This is a genomic window from Polaribacter sp. R77954 (genome assembly GCF_044595335.1).
Classification (GTDB): Bacteria; Bacteroidota; Bacteroidia; order Flavobacteriales; family Flavobacteriaceae; genus Polaribacter.
Genome location: NZ_CP138992.1, coordinates 1,654,996 through 1,675,248, shown reverse-complemented (window position 1 = coordinate 1,675,248; position 20,253 = coordinate 1,654,996). Strand labels below are relative to the sequence as shown.

Here is a 20,253-nt window from a genome sequence, read left to right as displayed (position 1 = left end):
GATTTAAAATTTGGCTTTCCAATTGTTGAGTTTTTCTAATAATTGCTTTGTAATTTTTGGATTTTCTTTAGCAATATTATTTTGCTCATAAGGGTCTTTTACAAGATCATACAGTTCTGTTCTACCTTCTTTGTACCAATTGATAAGTTTATAATTACCACTTCTAATTGCAGAAGATTTTGTATCTCCAGTATTTGTGGGCCTTGCTTTTGATGAATGCCAAAATACAGTTCTGTCTGTCCAATTTTCGTTATTTTTTAAAATAGGTAAAAAGCTTTTACCATCTGTATGTAGAGATTTTTTAGAAGTGATATCTAACAAGGTTGGAAAAACATCCATCAATGCAATTATAGATTTGTTGTCTGTTCTTGGTGTAAGTTTTTGATTCCATTTTACAAAAAGAGGTACTTTAATTCCACCTTCATACAACCAGCCTTTTCCAGCTCTTAAAGGGAAATTAGAGGTTGCTAAATCACGTTTTTTTGTACCATCATTAGATAAACCTCCATGGTCAGATGAGAATACAATTATGGTATTATCTTCTAAATTTAGTTCTTTTAATGTTTGTAATAATTTACCCACGTTTTCATCCATAGTTTCCACCATTGCTGCATATTTTGGATGATTTTGACGCATTTTGGTTCTTCCTGTGCCTTCTTTTATAAACTCAGGCTGATTGCCAAAATCGAAATTTTTAATTTCTTCTTTATTTCTTTTAATGTCTTTTTCTTTTGCTTCTAAAGGTTGGTGCACTGCATAAAATGAAAACATCGCCATAAATGGTTTATTTTTATCTCTATTTTTAATGTATTGAATTACATTATTTGTCATTACATCCATTAAATAATCACCTTCTTTACTAATTTCCTCAACATCTGGAATAGGTGCTTTTTTTGATTTCTTTTTTGTCCATTTTGGTGTATTAAAAGGATACAAAAAACTGATAGGAGAACCTGAGTGACCTGCTGCAAAGCTGTAATCGTAGCCAAAATCTGATAAACTTTCTTTGCCTCCTAAATGCCATTTGCCAAAATATGCAGTTTGATATCCTGAGTTTTTAATGTTTTTTACAAAGTTTTTATTGTCTTTGATGTCATCCATTTTAAAACCATCATCAGGGACATCACCATCTTTTACAGGGTAATTTCCTGTCATCATAGCATATCTAGAAGGCACACATCTTGGATAATTGGCATAAGCGTTTGTAAAACTAACAGACTCTTTTGAAAGTGCATCTAAATTTGGCGTTTGATAAATTTTAGAACCGTGAATACTTAAATCATGATATCCTAAATCATCAACATGAATGATTAAAATATTAGGTTTTGTAGTTTTTGATGAAGTAGTTTTTAATGCTTTTGTCTTACAAGAAAAAAAGGCAAGACAACATATACTTAATACAAAAAGCAGTTTGTTATGTTGTTGTTTTACAGAATTAATCATCAACTTATATCTTTATAATTTTCTTAAATTCAGTAGCTTTGTCTGTTACTACCTTTAAAATATAAACACCTGTTTTTATATGGTTTACATGAATGACATTGTCGCTAATATTCTTAAAAATAGAAATTCGGACTCCATTTAAGTTATATATATCAACAGATTTAATGTTATTTTTTGTTGAAAAATTAAGTTTATTTTTAACGGGATTTGGAAAAACTGAAACTTTATTAAACTTAACCTCATGGGTATTTAAAGTTTCTTTTGGGACTTCTATAACCGATATCGAAAATTTTCTTGCTAAAACTGTTTCTGATATCTCTTCATTATTAAATTTGATGTTAGCATCTCCTAAAGCAACAGGGGTAACCCAAGGTTCTAAAGAACGGTATTGAGTAAGCGTTGGTTTTCCTGAATAGTCTATTAAATTATTAAATTGTATGGTTCTATTATTACTACCAAGATTTAAGATCATTAAAGTTTCCTTTTTATCATTAGAAAACTTTAAACCATGTATAGAATTGATGTTATCTGCAGCAATTACATTGCTATCAAAGTGTATTTTTTGCATAAATTGCATCTCTGCAGATGCTTGTAAAAATAATTTTGATGCAATGCCTACTGGGGCTAAATTCATGGTATTGCCTTCTTTAATTACTGTGTTGTCTGTGATGTAATGAAAATGTAAATGCTCTACTTTTTCACCTAAAATTATCCAGCTATAAGTTAATGCTGCATATCTTAATGCATCTGCCCATGTTTCTTTTGCAATACCTTTAACTTCTCCATATTCTGTGTACCAAATCTTATAATTGTTGGGTACTAAATTATAATCACTTGTTTTATCAAGGGGATATTGTATACCCTCTACAATAGCTTTTTTAGCACTATCAACATCATCAATTTTAGTTTGAATGCCATAATTTTGATTTAAATAATGGTGTTGTGTAACTGCATGAATTTTTGACTTTAAGGTAGCATATTTTGTGTTTGAATTAAGCTCGTTGAAAATAGTGGTATTCCAACGTTCTCTTGTTTGGGCATTTTCTCCTTCTTTTGTGGTAGTTAACGCGAATTTTATATCAGGATATGCTGCACTTATTTGTTCAACAATTACTTTACATTGTTCTAAATAAAACTTCGCATTAATTACGGTTGCTTGTTTTTTATCAGAAGATTCATAAGGTTTATTATTGGTTGCATCCCAACCTGAATAATACTTTCCATTTATTTCTTCAATATGAAAAATTCCACTTTCTTCGTTACCAAAGTAAAACTCATTACCAAGTTCAATAGCAAAAGGTACTTTACCATGAGAAGCAAAGTTGTTAATTGCAGTAATCATATCTGCAATTTTTAGGTTCAATGTAGTGTTGCTTTTTAAAACCTGTTCACTTGCATTAACATTAATACCTGTAGCTGGAGTTGGTCTTGCCATGTTAACAACGTAAACAACTTTAGTTCGAGTTTGCAAAGCATTTAAAAATGTTGGTATGGTTACAATTTCTTTGCTTCCCCAACTTTTATCTGTATTCTCTAAAAACTGACCTGTTTTCCAGTTCCAATAATTGGCTTGAGTGCCTGCAGGATATCTTACAACATCTGGATTTATCTCTGCAAGCAGGTCTTTAAACGAAGTATTCGTCCACCAAGTACCTACATCTGATCTTCTATTAAAACCAATACTCAAACTAGAAACGTCTCTCTTTTCTGCATCCAAAGAAGTAGCTATTTGGCTATTTGCAGTGTGCGAGAATAGTATTAAGCATCCAAAGAAAAAGAAGTAGTTATATATTTGTTTCATTCAACTATTTTTTATTCTTCTTCTTTTTCTTGTTTTTTTTCTTATTAAAATTTGGATTGGTTTTCATTATCTGAACTCTTTCTTTTACTAAATATTCTTTCTTCCAGTCTTTTAAGAGTTTTAATAATTCAGTTGTTTTTTGAGGTTCTAATTTGGCTATATTTTTAGCTTCACTGATGTCTTTCTTTAAATTGTATACTTCTAATTTATCAGACTCTAAGTACTGAACCAATTTATAATCACCAGATCTTACCACAGCCATTTTTGAATCTCCTGTACTATGTGGTCTTGCTTTTTTAGAAATCCAAAAAACAGTTCTGTCTTCCCAAGAATCTTTGTTTTTTAAAACGGTTTTATAGCTTTTTCCATCTACATCAATTCCGTTTTTATTGATTGCTAAATCTAATAACGTTGGAAAAATATCCATTCCTAAAACTATCGATTTTGTGTCTTGCCTTGGCTTTAATTCTTGAGACCATTTTATGAATAAAGGCACTCTAATTCCACCTTCATATAAATGACCTTTACCCGCTTTTAAAGGAAAGTTTGTAGTGGCTAAATGACGCTCGCCTTTATGACCATCATTAGATAAACCACCATGATCAGATGAAAACACAATGATTGTATTTTTATCAATGCCTAATTCTTTTAAGGTTTTTAAAATCCTACCTACATTTTCATCAACATTTTCAACCATACCTGCATAAGCAGCATCATCTTGACGCATTTTACGTCTTCCTTCTCCTTCTTTAATGTATTCTGGAGTATTGCCAAAATCAATGGATTTTAACTGCTTTTTATTTCTTTTTTCATCTTCTGGCTTTGCCTCGATAGGTGTATGCACTGCATAATATGCCAATACTGCTAAAAACGGATTTTTACCAGAATTCTCTTTGATAAAATTGATGGTTGAGTTCGTTAATAAATCTGAAGCATAATCTCCTTCTATACCTGTTTTCTCAAGTTCTGGAACTACTTCTTTAGCTACTTTACCATTTCTTTTATTGATATTAAAAGGATAAAAACGACTCCCTAAACCACCCGCTGTTCCTGCTGCAAATGTATGATTAAAACCAAATGCTTCTGCACTACTTTTACCTTCTCCAATATGCCATTTTCCTACATACGAGGTATTGTATCCTGCATTTTTAAATTGCTTGATGAAATTTTTATCATCAGGGATACCTCCTAAATATCCTTTGTTTTCGTTTACAGGATAGGTTCCTGTCATCATTCCATATCTCGAAGGCGTACATCTTGGATAACTACTATAGGCATTGGTAAAAGAAACTGCCTCTTTTGCTAATCCATCAATATTTGGAGTATCATACAATTGTGAGCCAGTAAAACTTAAATCATGATAACCTAAATCATCTGTATGAATGATAATAATATTTGGTTTTTGTTGGCCATATACAATTGCTGAAATGCAAAAGATGAGCAAAAAAGAGTATTTTTTCATAATGTTGTTTTCTTATTTATTTCACAAATAGTGCCAAAAAGGATTTTTTTATTGAGTTAAGTGTGTTTTCAATTTTGTTTTTAATTTCTTAACTATGGCAGTATAAGACGGATCTTGTGCTAAATTTTTAGTTTCTAAAGGATCTGTTTCATAATCGTACAACTCACGTCCTGCAATTTTAGAGGTGTTGTAGTTCTTATAACTTCTGTAATTATCATTATGCCATTCTGTATATCTGTAACGCTCTGTTCTTATAGAGTAGCCCATTTTTGGCCCTCTTTGATACTGATGATATGCATAATCCATATCAATAGTTGTCGTTTTATCATCATCTAATAAGGGTACTAAAGATTTACCATCAGTTTGAGAATGGTTTTGCACACCTGCTAAATCAAAAATTGTTGGAAATAAGTCTACTAAATTTACAGGATGATTAGATTTTTGGTTCTTTGCAACTCCAGGACCTGCAAACATATAAGGAATTCTTGTTGCTTGCTCAAAGTTAGAGTGCTTGCACCATTCTGTATGATCGCCTAAATGAAATCCGTGATCACCCCACAAAACAATAATCGTGTCGTCTAAAATATTTCTTTTTTCTAAATTGTCTAATAAAATCCCTATTTGAGCATCTATGTAAGACACACAAGCCATATACCCGTGAATTAGTTCTCTTTGTTTTGCTTCATCAATTTTATCTCCTATTCTTAATTTATTATCAATATCTGAATACGCTCTAATTTCTCCAAAAGAATGATATGCAAATTTTGGAGTTCCGTCTGCAACTTGTTGAAACTTTGCCAATTCTATTTTATCTCTATCATACAAATCCCAATATTTTTTGGGAGCTACAAAAGGTAAATGTGGTTTTTGATATCCTACTGCTAAAAACCAAGGTTGATTAGACTTTTCTAAATCATCTAATTGTTGCAAAGCAGTTTGTGTATATAATCCATCTTGATAAGCAGTATCGCTAACATCTGCACTTTCTGTTGATGGTTTTATTTTTTTAAAAACGTAGTTTCTTAATTTACCGCCTTTAATTCCCTTTGCTTTTGCTTGTGCCACAATTTTAGCAATTGCTTGTTTGGTTTCTGGGTTTTGATAATATTCAAAAGCGGCATTTCCATATTTTGGATCATAATTTTTAGAAATTTGATGTGCTATACTCCAACTTTTTCCATCATGACCTGGAGATGAAGATCCTTTATGATAAATTTTACCAACACCTGTAGTTTGATATCCTTGGTTGATTAAATGTTCTGGCATAGAAATTAAATCGGGTGCAGATTCTCTAAAATCGGTATGTAAATCCCAAACTTTGTTGGTGTCTGGATTTGTACCTGTCATTACACTTGCTCTAGATGCTCCACAAACTGCATATTGAACGTGTGCGTTTGTAAAGGTCATACCTAAACTAGCCAATCTATCAAAATTTGGAGTTTTCATTTGTGTTTCTCCATAATTTGATAACATTGGTTTTAAATCATCGATAGCAATAAAAAGAATGTTCTTTTTAGAGGTATTTGAAAGATTTACTTTTTTATCAACTGCAACAGTATTTGTATTTTGTTGCGCCTTACAAGCATAAACTAATGCAAGTATTAATGTGAATAATATGATCAGTTTTATTTTCATATTTTTAAATATTTAGTTTAGACGTAAAATCTACTTTTTGGTTTAATTGATGGTTTTAAATTTCGAATTTACCTGGTAAAGATTCGATATACTTTTTCAATTCTGCTTTTAGTTCTTTTAACTTTTCAGCATATTTTGGATCGTTTATCAAATTCACTTTTTCCTCTGGATCATTCTTTAAATCGTATAATTGATCTGGTTCAGTAAAATGCGGATGATTTAGATACGCATTATGTTCTGCACCTCCACCACCTGGAACCATTTCTAGTTGTCCAAAAGGGGCATTTGGATTATCAGAAATAGCGTGCTCACCAAATGATTCTCTAAATTTAGTGTATTTATCTAAAGTATCTTTACGTTGTTCCATTGTAAAATTCATTGCCCATTTTGGGTAACGAACTGCATAATACTTAAAACCATCTTTTACAACCGCTCTTGCATAGCCCAATTCGTGGTAAAATGATGTTCTACCTTCATATTTTTTTCCTTCTAAAGCCGGTTTAAAACTTTTTCCATCAAAATTAGTATCGAAAGATTTTCCTGCAAAATCTAATAAAGTCGGTAAAAAATCTACGTTTGATACTGGAGCTTCTAGAGTATTACCTACCTTAAAACCACCTTTTTTCCAGATAAATGCTTGAGAGTTTACACCACCTTCATATAAAGTTCCTTTAAAATCTTGTCCATGGTCATTAAAAAACACAACAATTGTATTATCTAAAACACCTTCTTTTTCTAATTGATTAAAAAGTGCACCAACAGCATCATCTAACCATAAAATGTTTTCTTTGTTTTTTCCCTCTAAACCAGCAGCTTTTATTCTTTGTTTAATAGACTCCACTGCTGGCTGAGGCAAAACATTGGGGGCTTTATTTAATATTCCTTTAGGTGTAATTCTTCTGTCGGCTTTCCAAGATACTTTTGGTTGTAAAGGTGCATGTGGCAAAGTTGATGCAATGTAAAGCATAAATGGATTGTCTTTATACTCTTTAATAAATTCTACACCACCTTCTGCAATCCAATCCATATTTTGATATGCTAAAGCTCTAATTCCTAGCCAATTTGGGTTGTTATGATACAATTTATCAGCATAATCAAATCCAGATTTTTTAATATCTTTTTGTAATTCGTTATAACGATATTCTAAGCCTGCTTTAACTTTTGGATCATTAGGATCTGCATCTAATGCTGGTTTTTCTCCTCCATCACCAACTTGAGATAAACTTTCTATAATATGATTTTTACCTACAAAACCTGTTTTATATCCCAAATCTTGAAAATAAGTTCCCATTGTTTTATCACCAGGTGCAATATAAGCGTTCCATTGAATTACAGTTTGCCCATCATTCCTTTCAGTAAAACCGGTAAAAGCCTCGTTAGTTGCTCTACTTGCATAATTACCTGTTAACGTATTATAACGACTTGGTGTACAAACAGGCGAAACCACTTTCATATTTTCTAACCAAACACCTTCTTTTGCCATTTTGTCTAAAGTTGGTGTTAAGTTTTTTGGTTTTCCATTTTTGTCTTTTCCTTCATCAGTATTGTTAAACATCCAAGGATACATATCATCTGCAATAAAGAAAATAATATTTGGTTTTTTTTCTGCTGATGCTACAACTTCTGATTTTTTTGACGTGCATCCGAAAGCTAGAAAAGTAATCAAAGAAAAAAGTGAAATTTTATAAAAATGGTTTTTCATAAGTGTGATAATTTTGATGTGATAAAAGTAGTCTTCACTTAAATTAGAAAGGTTTCTTGAGCATCTTAATAGGTTTAGATATCGTCAAACCTTTTGTAAACAAAGGGATTGTATTAAATAATAGTTTAAATTTGAGTGAAAGCGAATTTTACACGTATACCTTTATGAAATCCATATTATTAATTTTTACACTTTTTTTAAGCTGTAATTCTCAGAAAATAGCAGAAATAAAAAAACAGCAACCTCTTAAAGAAATTTCTGTGGTTGATAAAAATGGATTATTAGAAGTTAAAGGGAACAAAATTGTGAACAAAAACGGCAAAGAAGTGAGCTTTGCAGGAAATAGTATGTTTTGGTCTAACGATTATTATAGAGGTAATGGTTTTTACAATAAACAAGTAGTAAAACATTTAAAAGAAAATTGGAAGGCAGAAATTATTAGAGTCCCAATGACTGCAGATCCAGAAATTCACGATAGCTATATTTTTGATAAAGAAACCAATCAATCTAAATTAGAAACTTTGGTTGATGCTTGTATCGATTTAGGTTTGTATGTTATTATAGATTGGCATAGCCACAATGCACACGATACAGAAAAAGAGGCAATTACATTTTTTACTGAAATGGCAAAAAAGTACGGAAAATACCCAAATGTGATTTATGAAATTTATAACGAGCCTTTAAAGGTTTCTTGGGATGATGTTGTAAAACCATATTCGGAAAAAGTAGTTGCTGCCATTCGAAAAATTGATCCGGACAATATTATTGTTGTAGGGACTCCACATTGGTCTCAAGATGTAGACAAAGCCTCATTAAATCCGATAGTTGGTTATAAAAACATTGCATACACATTACACTTTTATGCAGCTTCTCATAAAGAATGGTTAATCAATAAAGCTCAAAAAGCATTAGATAATGGCTTGGCTTTAATTGTTACAGAATGGGGAAGTGTAGAAGCAGATGGAGGTGGAGAAGTGGATGCTACTTCCACCCAAATTTGGATGGATTTCATGAAGAAAAACAAATTAACACATTGCAATTGGTCTATCAATAATAAAGATGAAGGCGCTTCTGCATTAAAACCAAATACGAATATGGATGGCAATTGGACAGATAAAGATTTAACAGTTTCTGGAAAATTAGCAAAAGGATATATTCAAAATTGGTAGACAACTAATTTAGTTCTTTACATAAAAACAATCATTAGTAACATCTATAAATTGCTTTAAGGAGTAATTTAAATTAGAGATAGGCTTACTGCTATCTTTTTGGAATAAACTTTGTCATTTTTTGTCTTCGTTAGAGTATCTAAAAGGATAATCTAAAAACCTATAACATATAGTCTAACTATAAGCTATTCCAAACCATAAACTGTATAGGTTTAATAATCATCAGCACATCTCTCACAAAATACCAATACCTTCCTCAAAGGTTCACAAAATCATCAAAATCGTGTTGTTTATAACTCACATTCTGAATTACTAAATTATAATCTCTATTTGCTGTACCTGTTTGTGAAGTTCCTGGTTCTTCATCAAAAATAACAGTAATAGTTTTTAAATATTATTCTTTAATTATTTTTTGATAAAAGACTGCTTTTCTAGTATTAATTTTAGCAATATAAAGACCTTTTTTATTACTTAAATTAACTTTTAAAACCTTGTTTTGAATTTTAGCCTTATAAATTAAAGAACCTTTTAGATCAAAAATTTCTAAAGTACCTTTTTTAATATTTTGAGATTCGAAATTGAAATATATAAAGGATTTTGTTGGGTTAGGATACATTTGAATAGCACGTAATGTAGGTTCATCTTTAATACCTAAAACCGAACCAAACTCTATTGCTCCAATATCTGGAGTAGAATCCCTTAGGTTTCCAAAATAATCAGTTGTTTGTGTTGCGTTTGTAGTACCATTATTTATGGCAGGTGAAGTCTCTTTTAATAAGAAACCACCATTTTCTGAATCTTCAAATAACGGATTTTTTTCTATCCAACCTGTTGCTAAATTTCTATCAATATTTTCAGAACCATCTTCATTATACACCAAATTATTACTAATTGTTAAGTTTGTATTTGGATTTGACAAAACTCCAATTGCCCAATGATCTGGTTCTGCATATGAAATATTATTTATTATTGTAACGTTATCTGTATTATTAATACCAATTCCACCAGCAGGACTTTCGTTGGTTGTTCCGTTTTTATAAATCGTATTATGTTCTATAATAACATTGTTAGTAAAATGACTTACAATACCAGAAGCCCCATTAAAAGTAGAAATATTATTGGCAATTAAAATTGCTCCATTAGAATAAGTATCTCTATTTCTTGTTAAAAACAAACCAGTTCCTTCATCAATAACTATATTTACAAAGGTTTTTGTGGGATTCCAAGAAACCAACCTGTTTTCGTTGTGATGTACATAATTATTCGATAAAATAATTTTTACAGCATTACTTGTATTTCCTGCTTGTGGTGTAGCTTCTGCAACTGTAATTGCACCAACACCCAAAGTTGTCCAGTACGTATTGTTATAAACTATGTTGTTAGCTATGGTAGTGTTATCACTTTGTTGACAACGAATAGCAGAAGATGGCACATTTTTAACTTCATTGTTTAGTATATTTATATGGTACGATTTATTTGCAACAATACCTCTACCATTATAGTAACTAGGTTTTTTAATTCCTGGTGTAGCAGTTTTAGTTATTTTGGTTCCAGCAATATTAGGGTCTGTAATTTCAATATTTAATTCTTTCGCTAAATCGTGTATAACTCCATCACTATCTTTGTACAAACCCCAAGCACTTTCCGCTTCAGTTTTGGTAATATTCTCTGCAATTCCATTTAAAATAAAACCTTCAACATTAATATAGGTAGAGTTAGATATTATAATTCCATAAGTTCCATCAAATTCTAAAATTACTTCATCTCCAGTAAAGGGTTTAAAAGTAATATTCTTTTCGGCAGTTCCATTAGCTGTAATTTGCAATAAATTTTCTCCTTCCCAAATATCTCCATCATTAAAATCACTATTTCTATACGTTCCTTTATGAACATAAACTGTATCACCAGCACTAACTTTGTTCTCTGCTTTTTGCAGAGTTCTATAGGGTTTAGATTCTGTTCCTTTTCCGGTTGTATCTGAACCTGTTGTAGCAACGTGTATAATAGTTTGTGCTTGTAAATTATTCAAAATTAAAATACAAATTGCAGATATAATAATGGTAATTTTTTTCATTTTAATATTACTTTAACATATCATGTTCTAATTTTACAGGCGATGTTCCTCTGAATGGAATGCCACCAGTTAAAGTTTCTACAACTGCTTTTTGTGAAAATAAATCTAAGCTATACGCATTAATACCTATAAAAGCATTTTCGAAATAGTAATTTACATAATATGGATTACTGTAAGAAACTGCAATAATTTTATCTTGTGGCAACATACCTATTGTCCAAACTCCTAAAGCTTCTTTATCTTTTAAAAGTGATGCACCTAAAGGACTAAAATACCTATTTTCGAAAGCAACTAAAACCTTGTCATATTTATCAAAGAAATTCAGTTTTTCTCCCCAATCTAGAAAATTAGGATTGTGTAAAATAGTATCCACTTCAAAACCTTTTGCTTGTAATAAATTTTGTGTAAAACGTAAATCATTCGTTCTATCTTCATGACTAATATTTACAATAGCTATTCTTTTATTTTCTGATGCTTTTAAAGGTATTTTAGTAGCATCCGTTAACAGAGTAACAGCACTATTTGCAATTTCCTGCGCATCTTCTTGAATTTTAGTAGTTTCTTCAGGAGTAATTGCATAAAAAATATTTTTTTTCTTATTCAGCAAATTGTATTTTTCACGAACTCCCCAAATTCTTTCTACTGCATCATCTAATCTAGACATTGGTAAATCTCCACGTTTTATACGAACTTCCAAAGAATCCATAAATTTTAAAGTTGGCCATAAAACCATATCTACACCCGCTTTAAAAGCGGCTAAAGAAGTTTCTATTTCATTATCATAATACCCAGCTGCTCCTCCCATATTTAAGGCGTCAGACATAATAATTCCATTGAATTTCATCTTTTTCTTCAACAAACCAACCATGATTTCTTCGGATAAAGATGCTGGTAATAAAACCCCATTTCTTTTCTCTTTTTGATAGGCTGGAAAACGAATATGCCCAACCATAATGCAAGGGGTTCCATTATTTATCATTTTTTGATACATCGTACCAAAAGTTGCATTCCATTCTGAGATAGATAAATTGTTTGCAGAGGTTATTAAATGCTGATTTTTAATCGTTGCTCCATCTCCAGGAAAATGCTTAATAGTAGCCACAACTCCTTGAGCATTCATTCCCTCAATTTGAGATTTTAAAAGAGGATATGCTCTTGTTGCATCATCTGAAATTGCACGTTCCACCACCAAATCTTGCAGCGGATTCATATTTAAATCTACCAAAGGATGCAACAACCAATTGATTCCAATAGAATTGGATTCTTTAGCAATTGCATTTCCAAATTTATACGCCAAATGCTTTTGATTTGTTGCGCCTAAAGCCATTTCTGAAGGCATATTTGTAAATTCATTATAAATACTTCCAACGCCTCTTTCAAAATCTTCGGTAACAATCATTGGGTATTTTGATGCGTTCTGGTAATCTGAAATTGCATTTTTGATAGTCGGTATTACTTGGTCTCTTGGAGGTGTGAATAGAAAATCCCAATAAGGCACAAAAATTCCACCAATTGGATATTTTTCCATCATTTTATCAATTGAACCGAATTCTTTTACTTGCTCTTTATGAAAAGCTCTTACAATCATTGTTTGTCCAATCTTTTCACGAATCGACATACTTTTCCAAGTGGTATCTTTGGGTGTAAAATTGTAAGAAATTGCTTTTGGTAATTGATTTTCTTTGGGTTGGTTACAACTAATAATAGTAACGCATAACGTTACTATTATTAGAAAAACTTGTATGTAGGTTTTCATATTTAATTGGTTTCTTGACTTTTGAAATAAGCTTCAGCTTTCGCTTTTAAATCCTTTTTAATTGCTGCATAATCAGCTTCATTAATTAGGTTTTTAGTTTCTTGAGGATCTTTTGCATAATCATACAATTCTTCATCAACAATTATAGCTTTATCTATATTTCTGTTAGATTCAAAAGGCATTTCATCTTGAATCCATATTGTATATCTATAGGTTTCATTTCTAAACGTATAACCCATTTTATCTGAATCTCTTGGAAACTGACTTACAGCAACATCTTTCACACTTTTTACTTTCTTTTCCATTATTGGAACTAAACTAACTCCGTCTAAATTTCCAGGCGATTTTACACCAGCTAAATCCAATAAAGTCGGATAAACATCTACAAATTCGGTTGGTGATAACGTTTCGCCAATTCTATCTTTTCCAGCAGAAAAAATTAATGGAGATTTTGTAGACTGCTCGTAATTCGTGTGTTTGCAATACATATTATGATCACCTAAATGCCATCCGTGATCACCCCAAAGAACAATTACTGTATTTTCTCGAAAGCCTAATCTATCTAATTCCTCTAAAACATTTCCAATTTGTTGATCTACAAAAGAAACACAAGCATAATAACCTTGAATTAATTTTTTCTGTTTTTCTATTGAAATTGGTGTATCGTAATCTTTTGGAATATCTGCATAACCACCTCTTAATTCCCAACTTGGTTGTGTTGCATAACTTGGAGCACCTTCTGGAGCTTCCATAACTTCTGGAAGTTTGATATCTTCTAAAGGATACATATCCCAATATTTTTGTGGCGCTACAAAAGGTAAATGCGGTTTGTAAAAACCTGTAGCCATAAAAAAGGGTTTATCGCCTTTGGCAAAATGTTGCAGTTGTTTTTTAGTTCTTCTTACTACCTCACCATCAGCAGTTAAACTATCAGGAACATTGACAACTTCATAAGAAACTCTTTCTTTATTTTTAATGTATTCTCTTCCAATTTTAGATTTATGTTTGAAATTGAAATAAGGATAAGTCCAAGAAATAGAATCATTTCCTTTATCTACAGATCTAAAATCAAAGATTTTACCAACTGCAGCTGTTTCATAACCATTTTGCTTGAAATATTGAGGCATTGTAACCACATCTGGATTTTTGTCTCTGATTAAGGTTTTTAAATCCCAAATTTGTGTGTAATCTGGTCTTTTTCCTGTTAAAATACTAGCTCTTGAAGGTCCACAAACTGCTTGCTGGCAGTGATTATTTTGCATCACAAATCCGTTTGCGGCTAACTTATCGATATTTGGCGTTTTTACGTCTTTATGACCATAAGCACCAAGCAATGGTTTCAAATCATCAACAGCAATAAACAAGATGTTTTTTGGTTGATTTTCTACAGCTTTCTGTTCAGTTTTTTTATCACAAGAAACCATTAAAGTTGCAAAAAGTGATAAAAACAGCATTTTTGTGATTTTATTTCTCATAAGATAATGATTTGGTTATTGCTATTTGCTGCAATGTCTTTTTTTAACCTTATAGGTATTATTTAGCTTCTTGATTTATACCTACAAGGTTTTTGAAACCTTGCAGGATTTTTTAATGAATTTACCCTAAAGTAATTTCTACAGTATGTTCTTTACCATCACTAAAAACTGGAGCGATATTTCCTTCAATTTTAGTTCCATCAACTAGCATAGAAACTACACCTTTAGAAACGTTCTTAGGATTTGTAACAGTGATGTTATAAGTAGCATTTCTAAACTTACGAACTGCTGTAAAACCATCCCAAGATTTTGGAATACAAGGATCTATCATTAATCCTTTATGATCTGGACGAACGCCCATAATGTATTTAGTTGCTGCTTGATAAGTCCAAGAAGACGTACCTGACAACCAAGAATTTCTTGCCATTCCGAATTGTGGATGCTCATCACCCAAAATATTTTGTGGGTAGCAATATGGATCACATTCAAACGTGTCTATAATATCATTTTTAGAAGCAGGATTAATTTGATTGTAGTATTGAAAAGCTCTGTCTCCATTACCCATCATTGTTTCTGCAATCATTACCCAAGGATTAGAATGCAAGAAAATACCTCCATTTTCTTTGGCTCCTGGAGGATAAGTAGAAACTCCACCAATACTTTCATCATAACCATTATAACCTGGGTAACTTAACTTAATTCCGAATTTGGTATTCAATTTGTCTTCAACAGAATCTAAAGCTTTTTCTGCTCTTTCTGGAGTTGCAAATCCAGCCAAAATTGTCCAAGATTGTGCGTTTGTATAAATCTGACCTTCGCTGTTTGCTTTCGAACCAATAGCATTTCCATTGTCCTCAAAATAACGTAAATACCAATCTCCATCCCAACAATGTGTATTTACAACATCTTTCATGTGAGTATGGTCTTTTTTGTATTGTTCTGCCAATTCATTGTCTCCTAAATACTCTAGTAGGGCAATCATTTCTAATAGAGCTTTTCCATATAAATTCGCATTAAAAATACTTTCAGAATCGCCAGGTAAATTTACGGTATCATTCCAATCTGCAAAACCTAACATAGGTAAACCATGTTTACCACAATTATTTTTAGTAAACTCTAAAGAACGTTTTAAATGTTCTAAAACTGTGCCTTTTTTACGTTGCGTTAGTGGTACTTTTTTCTCATAAAAAGTAATTTCTTCATCAAGAAATTTATAATCTCCTGTTTCTTTAATATACTCTAAAACAGATTGTACAATCCATAAATGATCATCGCCATAAAAATCTTTTAAGTGTGGCTCTTCACGAGAATCACCTTCGTTTGCTTCCATAGTTAAAGGGAAGAATTGGTGCATTGCAGAACCATCTTCTTTCTTTACAGAAATTAATTTTTTAATTAATTCTTTTCCTTTTTCTGGCATTGAAGATAAAATACCTAAAATATCTTGCGAACTATCTCTAAATCCAATTCCTCTTGCACCTAAACCTAATTGGTATAAAGATAAATAACGAGACCAGTTATAGGTTGTGTGACATTGACGTGGATTGTGGATATTTACCATTGAATTGAAAGCAGCATCTGGTGTATTAAATGATGCTTTTGATAAATAATCGTCCCAAAATTCTGATAGCTCTTGAAAAGCTTTATCCACATTGGCAACATCTTTAAATTTTTCAATGCCTTTGGTTACGTTTTCTGGCGCTTCTTGTCCTAATTGCGTAATTACGGTTTTTGTTTCTCCATTTGAAACCGTTCCTAATTTATGCAATAAAGCTGCAATATTATCGCCTCTATTTGATTCGTAGTTTGATAAACTTTCGTTTTGTAATTCTAACGGATTCTTCCACGTTCCATATTCATTATCACCTAAAAATAATTTACGATCTGTTTGAAAAGAATCTACAGGATAATTTGAAGTGAAATAGTTGTTTTCAGTATCTTTTTTCATAAAAGCATACTGACGTAAAAGTACTGTTCCATCTGCATTTTTAGCAGCTTTCATTGTCATTGTTTGAGGACACCAGTCTGCATTTGTGTATTGTTTTAAAGCATCGAAATGGGTAAATTCCACCACTGGAATTACATCAATTTCTAAATCTTTTCCACTGATGTTTTTAACTTCAATTTTACGAATTACTCTGTTTTCCTCATTAGGTACAAAAATGGTTACCTCTGTTCTAATTCCGTAAAATTCGGATACTATTTTCTGATAAGATAAACCAACGTGACATTCGAATAAATCGTAATTATCTAAAGTTGGAACAAAAAATGGAGAAAATATTTTATACTTCCCATTTTCATCTTTAAATCTGATGTATAGTGTTTCTCCTTTAAAATCTGATCCTGGTAATTGTGGAATGTATTTTACAATTCTGTTTAACGCAGGATCTCCTTTACAAATTAAAGAACCTCCTGTTTGATCTACAATTCCTCCAAAAGATAAAGTTCCTACATAGTTCGTCCATTTTACGGGAGTTTTAGGGTTTGTAATGATGTATTCTCTCTTGTTATCGTCAAAATATCCGTATTTCATTTTTATGTTTTTATGTTTTTAGTTTTTGGTTTATGTTTGTTGGTTTATGGTTGTTGGTAATAACTAATTTTCCAATTCTCAATATTCTTTGTTCTTTACTCTTTACTCTTTATTCTTTAAAAGCTCTTAAACTTTCCCTCTTCTTTCTTCTAACTGAATTCTGATTTCTTCGGCTTTTTCTGATGTAATAGGAAAAGTTCTTAATAATAAAATCGCTATAGTTAGTGCCACAATTGGGATGACTAAAAAGCCAATTCTCATAGTATCATATACACCTTCAGCCTGATTTCCATCTAGATTTGCGTCAAAACCAGTCATTTCAATTACTGGACCTGAAATCAGAAAACCAATTACAAAACTAAATTTTAAGACCCAAGAAAATATGGAAGCAAAACTACCTTCACGTCTTTCACCTGTTTTTAGCTCATCATAATCTACTACATCTACTTGCATAGAAGGAATCATTAGCCACAAACCTGCATAACCTGCTCCAATAAAAGCGGTGTTTGCTAACATTAACCAAGGATTATTTGGTGTAAACGTCCACCAAGTTGTGGTAACAGCAATTACTACAATAAACATAGAAATCATTAACACTCTTGGTTTGCCTATTGTTTCTGATAATTTTCTAAAAATGGGTATAAATAACAAACTAAACCCTGTGTAAACAAAAGTTCCATAACCTGCAAATTTTGCACCTTCATTCCAATCACCACCTAACACATAATAGGTTCCAACATAACGTCCATAGCTATCAAAAATTGAGGTTCCTAATAAGAAGAATAATGTTAATGCGCATAAAATTATAAAAGGTACATTCGAAAATGTTTCTCGTAAACTATCTATTAATTTTACTTTTTTCTGATTCTGAATTAAATCACTTTCGTAATAACGTTCTTTTACAAAAATGGCTGGTAAAACTCCCAATACCAATATTACTACTGCTATAATCAAACTTATATAACGCATTCCGTTTACAGGACTCGCTTCTCCATCAATAAAGAAAATTGGCAACATACTTAGCCACCAAACCCAACCGTTAAAAAAACCGGCTACTGTTTGAAAATATCCGCGAATTTCTGCAACTCTTGTGCGTTCGTTATAATCTGGTGTCATTTCCATTAACATACTTTGGTAAGGCATTGCCCAAACTGTAAAACAGGTGTAGAATATAATTCCAAAACCAATTACCCAAAACATAATACCTTCTTGACTCATATCTGTGGGAAACCACCAAATAAAAGGATACGTTAATCCTGCTAAAATTGCTCCAACTAAAATGAAAGGTCTTCTACGTCCCCATTTTGAACGGAAATTATCAGAAATCCAACCCATTAAAGGATCCATAACTCCATCCCAAAGACGCAAAGACATTAAAATAATAGCGACATACGTTGGTGGCATTTTCAATTCGAAATTGAATACCTGATAAGCAATACTTACCATTACCCAAACTCCTAAAATATCTACTGGACCTCCTGCAGCATACGCTAGTTTCTTTGAAAAAGGAACTTTGTCTTCGCTTTTTACTAATGAATTTGAGCCTGTTATTTCTGACATAATTTATATTTTTAGTTGATTTTTATTCAAGAATTCCTTGAATACAATACTTTTTACCAGCTTAATACTGGAATTAAATTCTCCTCCATTCAATTACATAGAAACTTTATGGTTCTCACTAAATGCTTTGTTAATACTATTTGAATCTGCGCTATTCTGTTTGATTGCTTCTTTAAACCAAAGTGCGGATTTTTTAGGAATTCTTTCTAACGTTTCGAAATCTACATAATGCAATCCAAAACGTTTTTCGTATCCTGATGCCCATTCAAAATTATCCATAAACGACCAAGCAAAATAGCCTTTCAATTTAATGCCTTCAGCAATTGCTTCTTGGCAAGCTTTTAAATATCCTTGATAAAAATCGACTCTTTTATGGTCTTCAACTTTTCCGTCAACTAGTTTATCGGGATAAGCACAACCGTTTTCTGTGATATAAATATTTGGTTGATCATAACGTTCATCAATCCATTTTAGTAGTTTTTTACATCCCCAAGGCACAACTGCCCAATCCATTAAGGTTACCTCCCAATTTTTATCTAAAGACAAACTAACATCTTGGTCTTCTGAAATACCTCCATTTCCATTCACTGAAATGACTTCTTGCTTACCTGTTGAGTGAGCTGCATACATTGTTGTATAATGGTTCAATCCGAAAAAATCTGATGAACCTTTGATTAGTATTTTCTCAGACTCAGAAAACTGTGGAAGACGTTCTTGCAGTTTTTCTTTCATCACCTTTGGGTAATCTCCTTTATAAACAGGATCTGCAAACCAAGCTAAGAAAAACTCCAAAGCTCTTTGTGCTGCTTGTTTATCTTCTTCTTTATCAGTAAGTGGTTCACGCCAATCACAATTATTAGAAATTCCGATTTGCCCATTTTGATGCGCATAATTTTCTCTATACACAGCAACTGCTTTTGCGTGTGCTAAAATTAAATGATGTGCAGCTAGATAAGGTTCTGAATTAGATGATCTTCCAGGAGCAAAAACACCTTGCCCATAGCCTAAAATAGCCACTACCCAAGGTTCATTTAAGGTAATCCAATTTTTTACACGGTCTCCAAATCTATCAAAACAAAGCTTTGCATATTCTGAAAAATGATTTGTTATATTTTTATTCAACCAACCATCTTCTTCTAACTGTAAAGCCAATGGTAAATCCCAATGATACAAGGTTACCCAAGGTTCTATACCAGCTTTTAAAAGTTCATCAATCAAATCAGAATAAAATGCAATTCCTTTTTCATTTACTTCCCCTTTTCCTGTTGGCATTACTCTAGCCCATGCAATTGAAAATCGATATGCTTTTACACCCATATCTTTCATCAATTGAATATCTTCTTTGAACTTGTTGTAATGATCACAAGCTATATTGCCAGTTTCTCCTTGTGCAATTTTACCTGGAATAGTGCAAAACGAATCCCAAATAGAAGGCCCTTTACCATCTATATCTGCAGCTCCTTCTATTTGGTAAGAAGAAGTTGCTGTACCCCAAATAAAATCTTCTGGAAATTTTTTCATATTTACTGTGCTATTTAATCGCTAACTAAACGAGTTTTAAATTTTTCATAAAATAGAACCTCAAATAAAAATTCGAGATTTGTGATGAAGTAAAATTAGTTTGATTGCAGGTATTTACGGTT

Annotated in this window: 12 protein-coding genes; 1 reads left to right on the top strand and 11 read right to left on the bottom strand. The window is 31.8% G+C overall.

Features of this window, described 5'->3' with window-relative positions; genetic code table 11:
* Window positions 1-3: 3 nt before the first annotated feature.
* Genes SJY27_RS07235 through SJY27_RS07215 form a run of 5 tightly spaced genes read right to left on the bottom strand, consistent with a single transcriptional unit; the run spans window position 4 to window position 8,043 of the window.
* Window positions 4-1,443: a sulfatase gene (locus SJY27_RS07235; RefSeq protein ID WP_397447590.1), complete on the bottom strand. Its 1,440-nt coding sequence runs from the start codon at window positions 1,441-1,443 to the stop codon at window positions 4-6.
* A gap of 4 nt (window positions 1,444-1,447) precedes the next feature.
* Entirely contained in the window at window positions 1,448-3,244 is a 1,797-nt protein-coding gene (locus tag SJY27_RS07230) for a T9SS type A sorting domain-containing protein (RefSeq protein WP_397447589.1), read from the bottom strand.
* 4 nt (window positions 3,245-3,248) lie between these two features.
* On the bottom strand, window positions 3,249-4,706 hold the full coding sequence (locus SJY27_RS07225) for a sulfatase (RefSeq protein WP_397447588.1): 1,458 nt from the start codon (window positions 4,704-4,706) through the stop codon (window positions 3,249-3,251).
* Window positions 4,707-4,754: 48 nt separating this feature from the next.
* Window positions 4,755-6,341, bottom strand: coding sequence for a sulfatase (locus SJY27_RS07220; protein WP_397447587.1), 1,587 nt, complete (start codon window positions 6,339-6,341; stop codon window positions 4,755-4,757).
* A 55-nt stretch (window positions 6,342-6,396) separates the two neighbouring features.
* A complete protein-coding gene (locus SJY27_RS07215; RefSeq protein WP_397447586.1) occupies window positions 6,397-8,043 on the bottom strand; it encodes a sulfatase in 1,647 nt (548 codons plus the stop codon).
* Window positions 8,044-8,207: 164 nt separating this feature from the next.
* Here SJY27_RS07215 and SJY27_RS07210 point away from each other — a divergent pair, with 164 nt between their 5' ends.
* On the top strand, window positions 8,208-9,212 hold the full coding sequence (locus SJY27_RS07210) for a glycoside hydrolase family 5 protein (protein ID WP_397447585.1): 1,005 nt from the start codon (window positions 8,208-8,210) through the stop codon (window positions 9,210-9,212).
* A gap of 394 nt (window positions 9,213-9,606) precedes the next feature.
* On the opposite strand, the gene SJY27_RS07205 is transcribed toward SJY27_RS07210, so the two are convergent.
* The 6 genes from SJY27_RS07205 to SJY27_RS07180 all read right to left on the bottom strand — a co-directional run bounded on the left by SJY27_RS07205 (window position 9,607) and on the right by SJY27_RS07180 (window position 20,131).
* Window positions 9,607-11,286: a T9SS type A sorting domain-containing protein gene (locus SJY27_RS07205; RefSeq protein WP_397447584.1), complete on the bottom strand. Its 1,680-nt coding sequence runs from the start codon at window positions 11,284-11,286 to the stop codon at window positions 9,607-9,609.
* A 7-nt stretch (window positions 11,287-11,293) separates the two neighbouring features.
* Entirely contained in the window at window positions 11,294-13,042 is a 1,749-nt protein-coding gene (locus SJY27_RS07200; RefSeq protein WP_397447583.1) for a glycoside hydrolase family 3 protein, read from the bottom strand.
* A gap of 2 nt (window positions 13,043-13,044) precedes the next feature.
* Window positions 13,045-14,517 carry a sulfatase gene (locus SJY27_RS07195; protein WP_397447582.1) on the bottom strand — a complete coding sequence of 491 codons (1,473 nt, stop codon included), beginning with the start codon at window positions 14,515-14,517 and terminating at the stop codon, window positions 13,045-13,047.
* Window positions 14,518-14,638: 121 nt separating this feature from the next.
* On the bottom strand, window positions 14,639-17,050 hold the full coding sequence (locus tag SJY27_RS07190; protein ID WP_397447581.1) for a GH36-type glycosyl hydrolase domain-containing protein: 2,412 nt from the start codon (window positions 17,048-17,050) through the stop codon (window positions 14,639-14,641).
* 126 nt (window positions 17,051-17,176) lie between these two features.
* A complete protein-coding gene (locus SJY27_RS07185) occupies window positions 17,177-18,610 on the bottom strand; it encodes an MFS transporter (RefSeq protein ID WP_397447580.1) in 1,434 nt (477 codons plus the stop codon).
* Window positions 18,611-18,703: 93 nt separating this feature from the next.
* Complete coding sequence (locus tag SJY27_RS07180; protein ID WP_397447579.1) at window positions 18,704-20,131, bottom strand: GH1 family beta-glucosidase; 1,428 nt, start codon at window positions 20,129-20,131, stop codon at window positions 18,704-18,706.
* Window positions 20,132-20,253 lie beyond the last annotated feature (122 nt).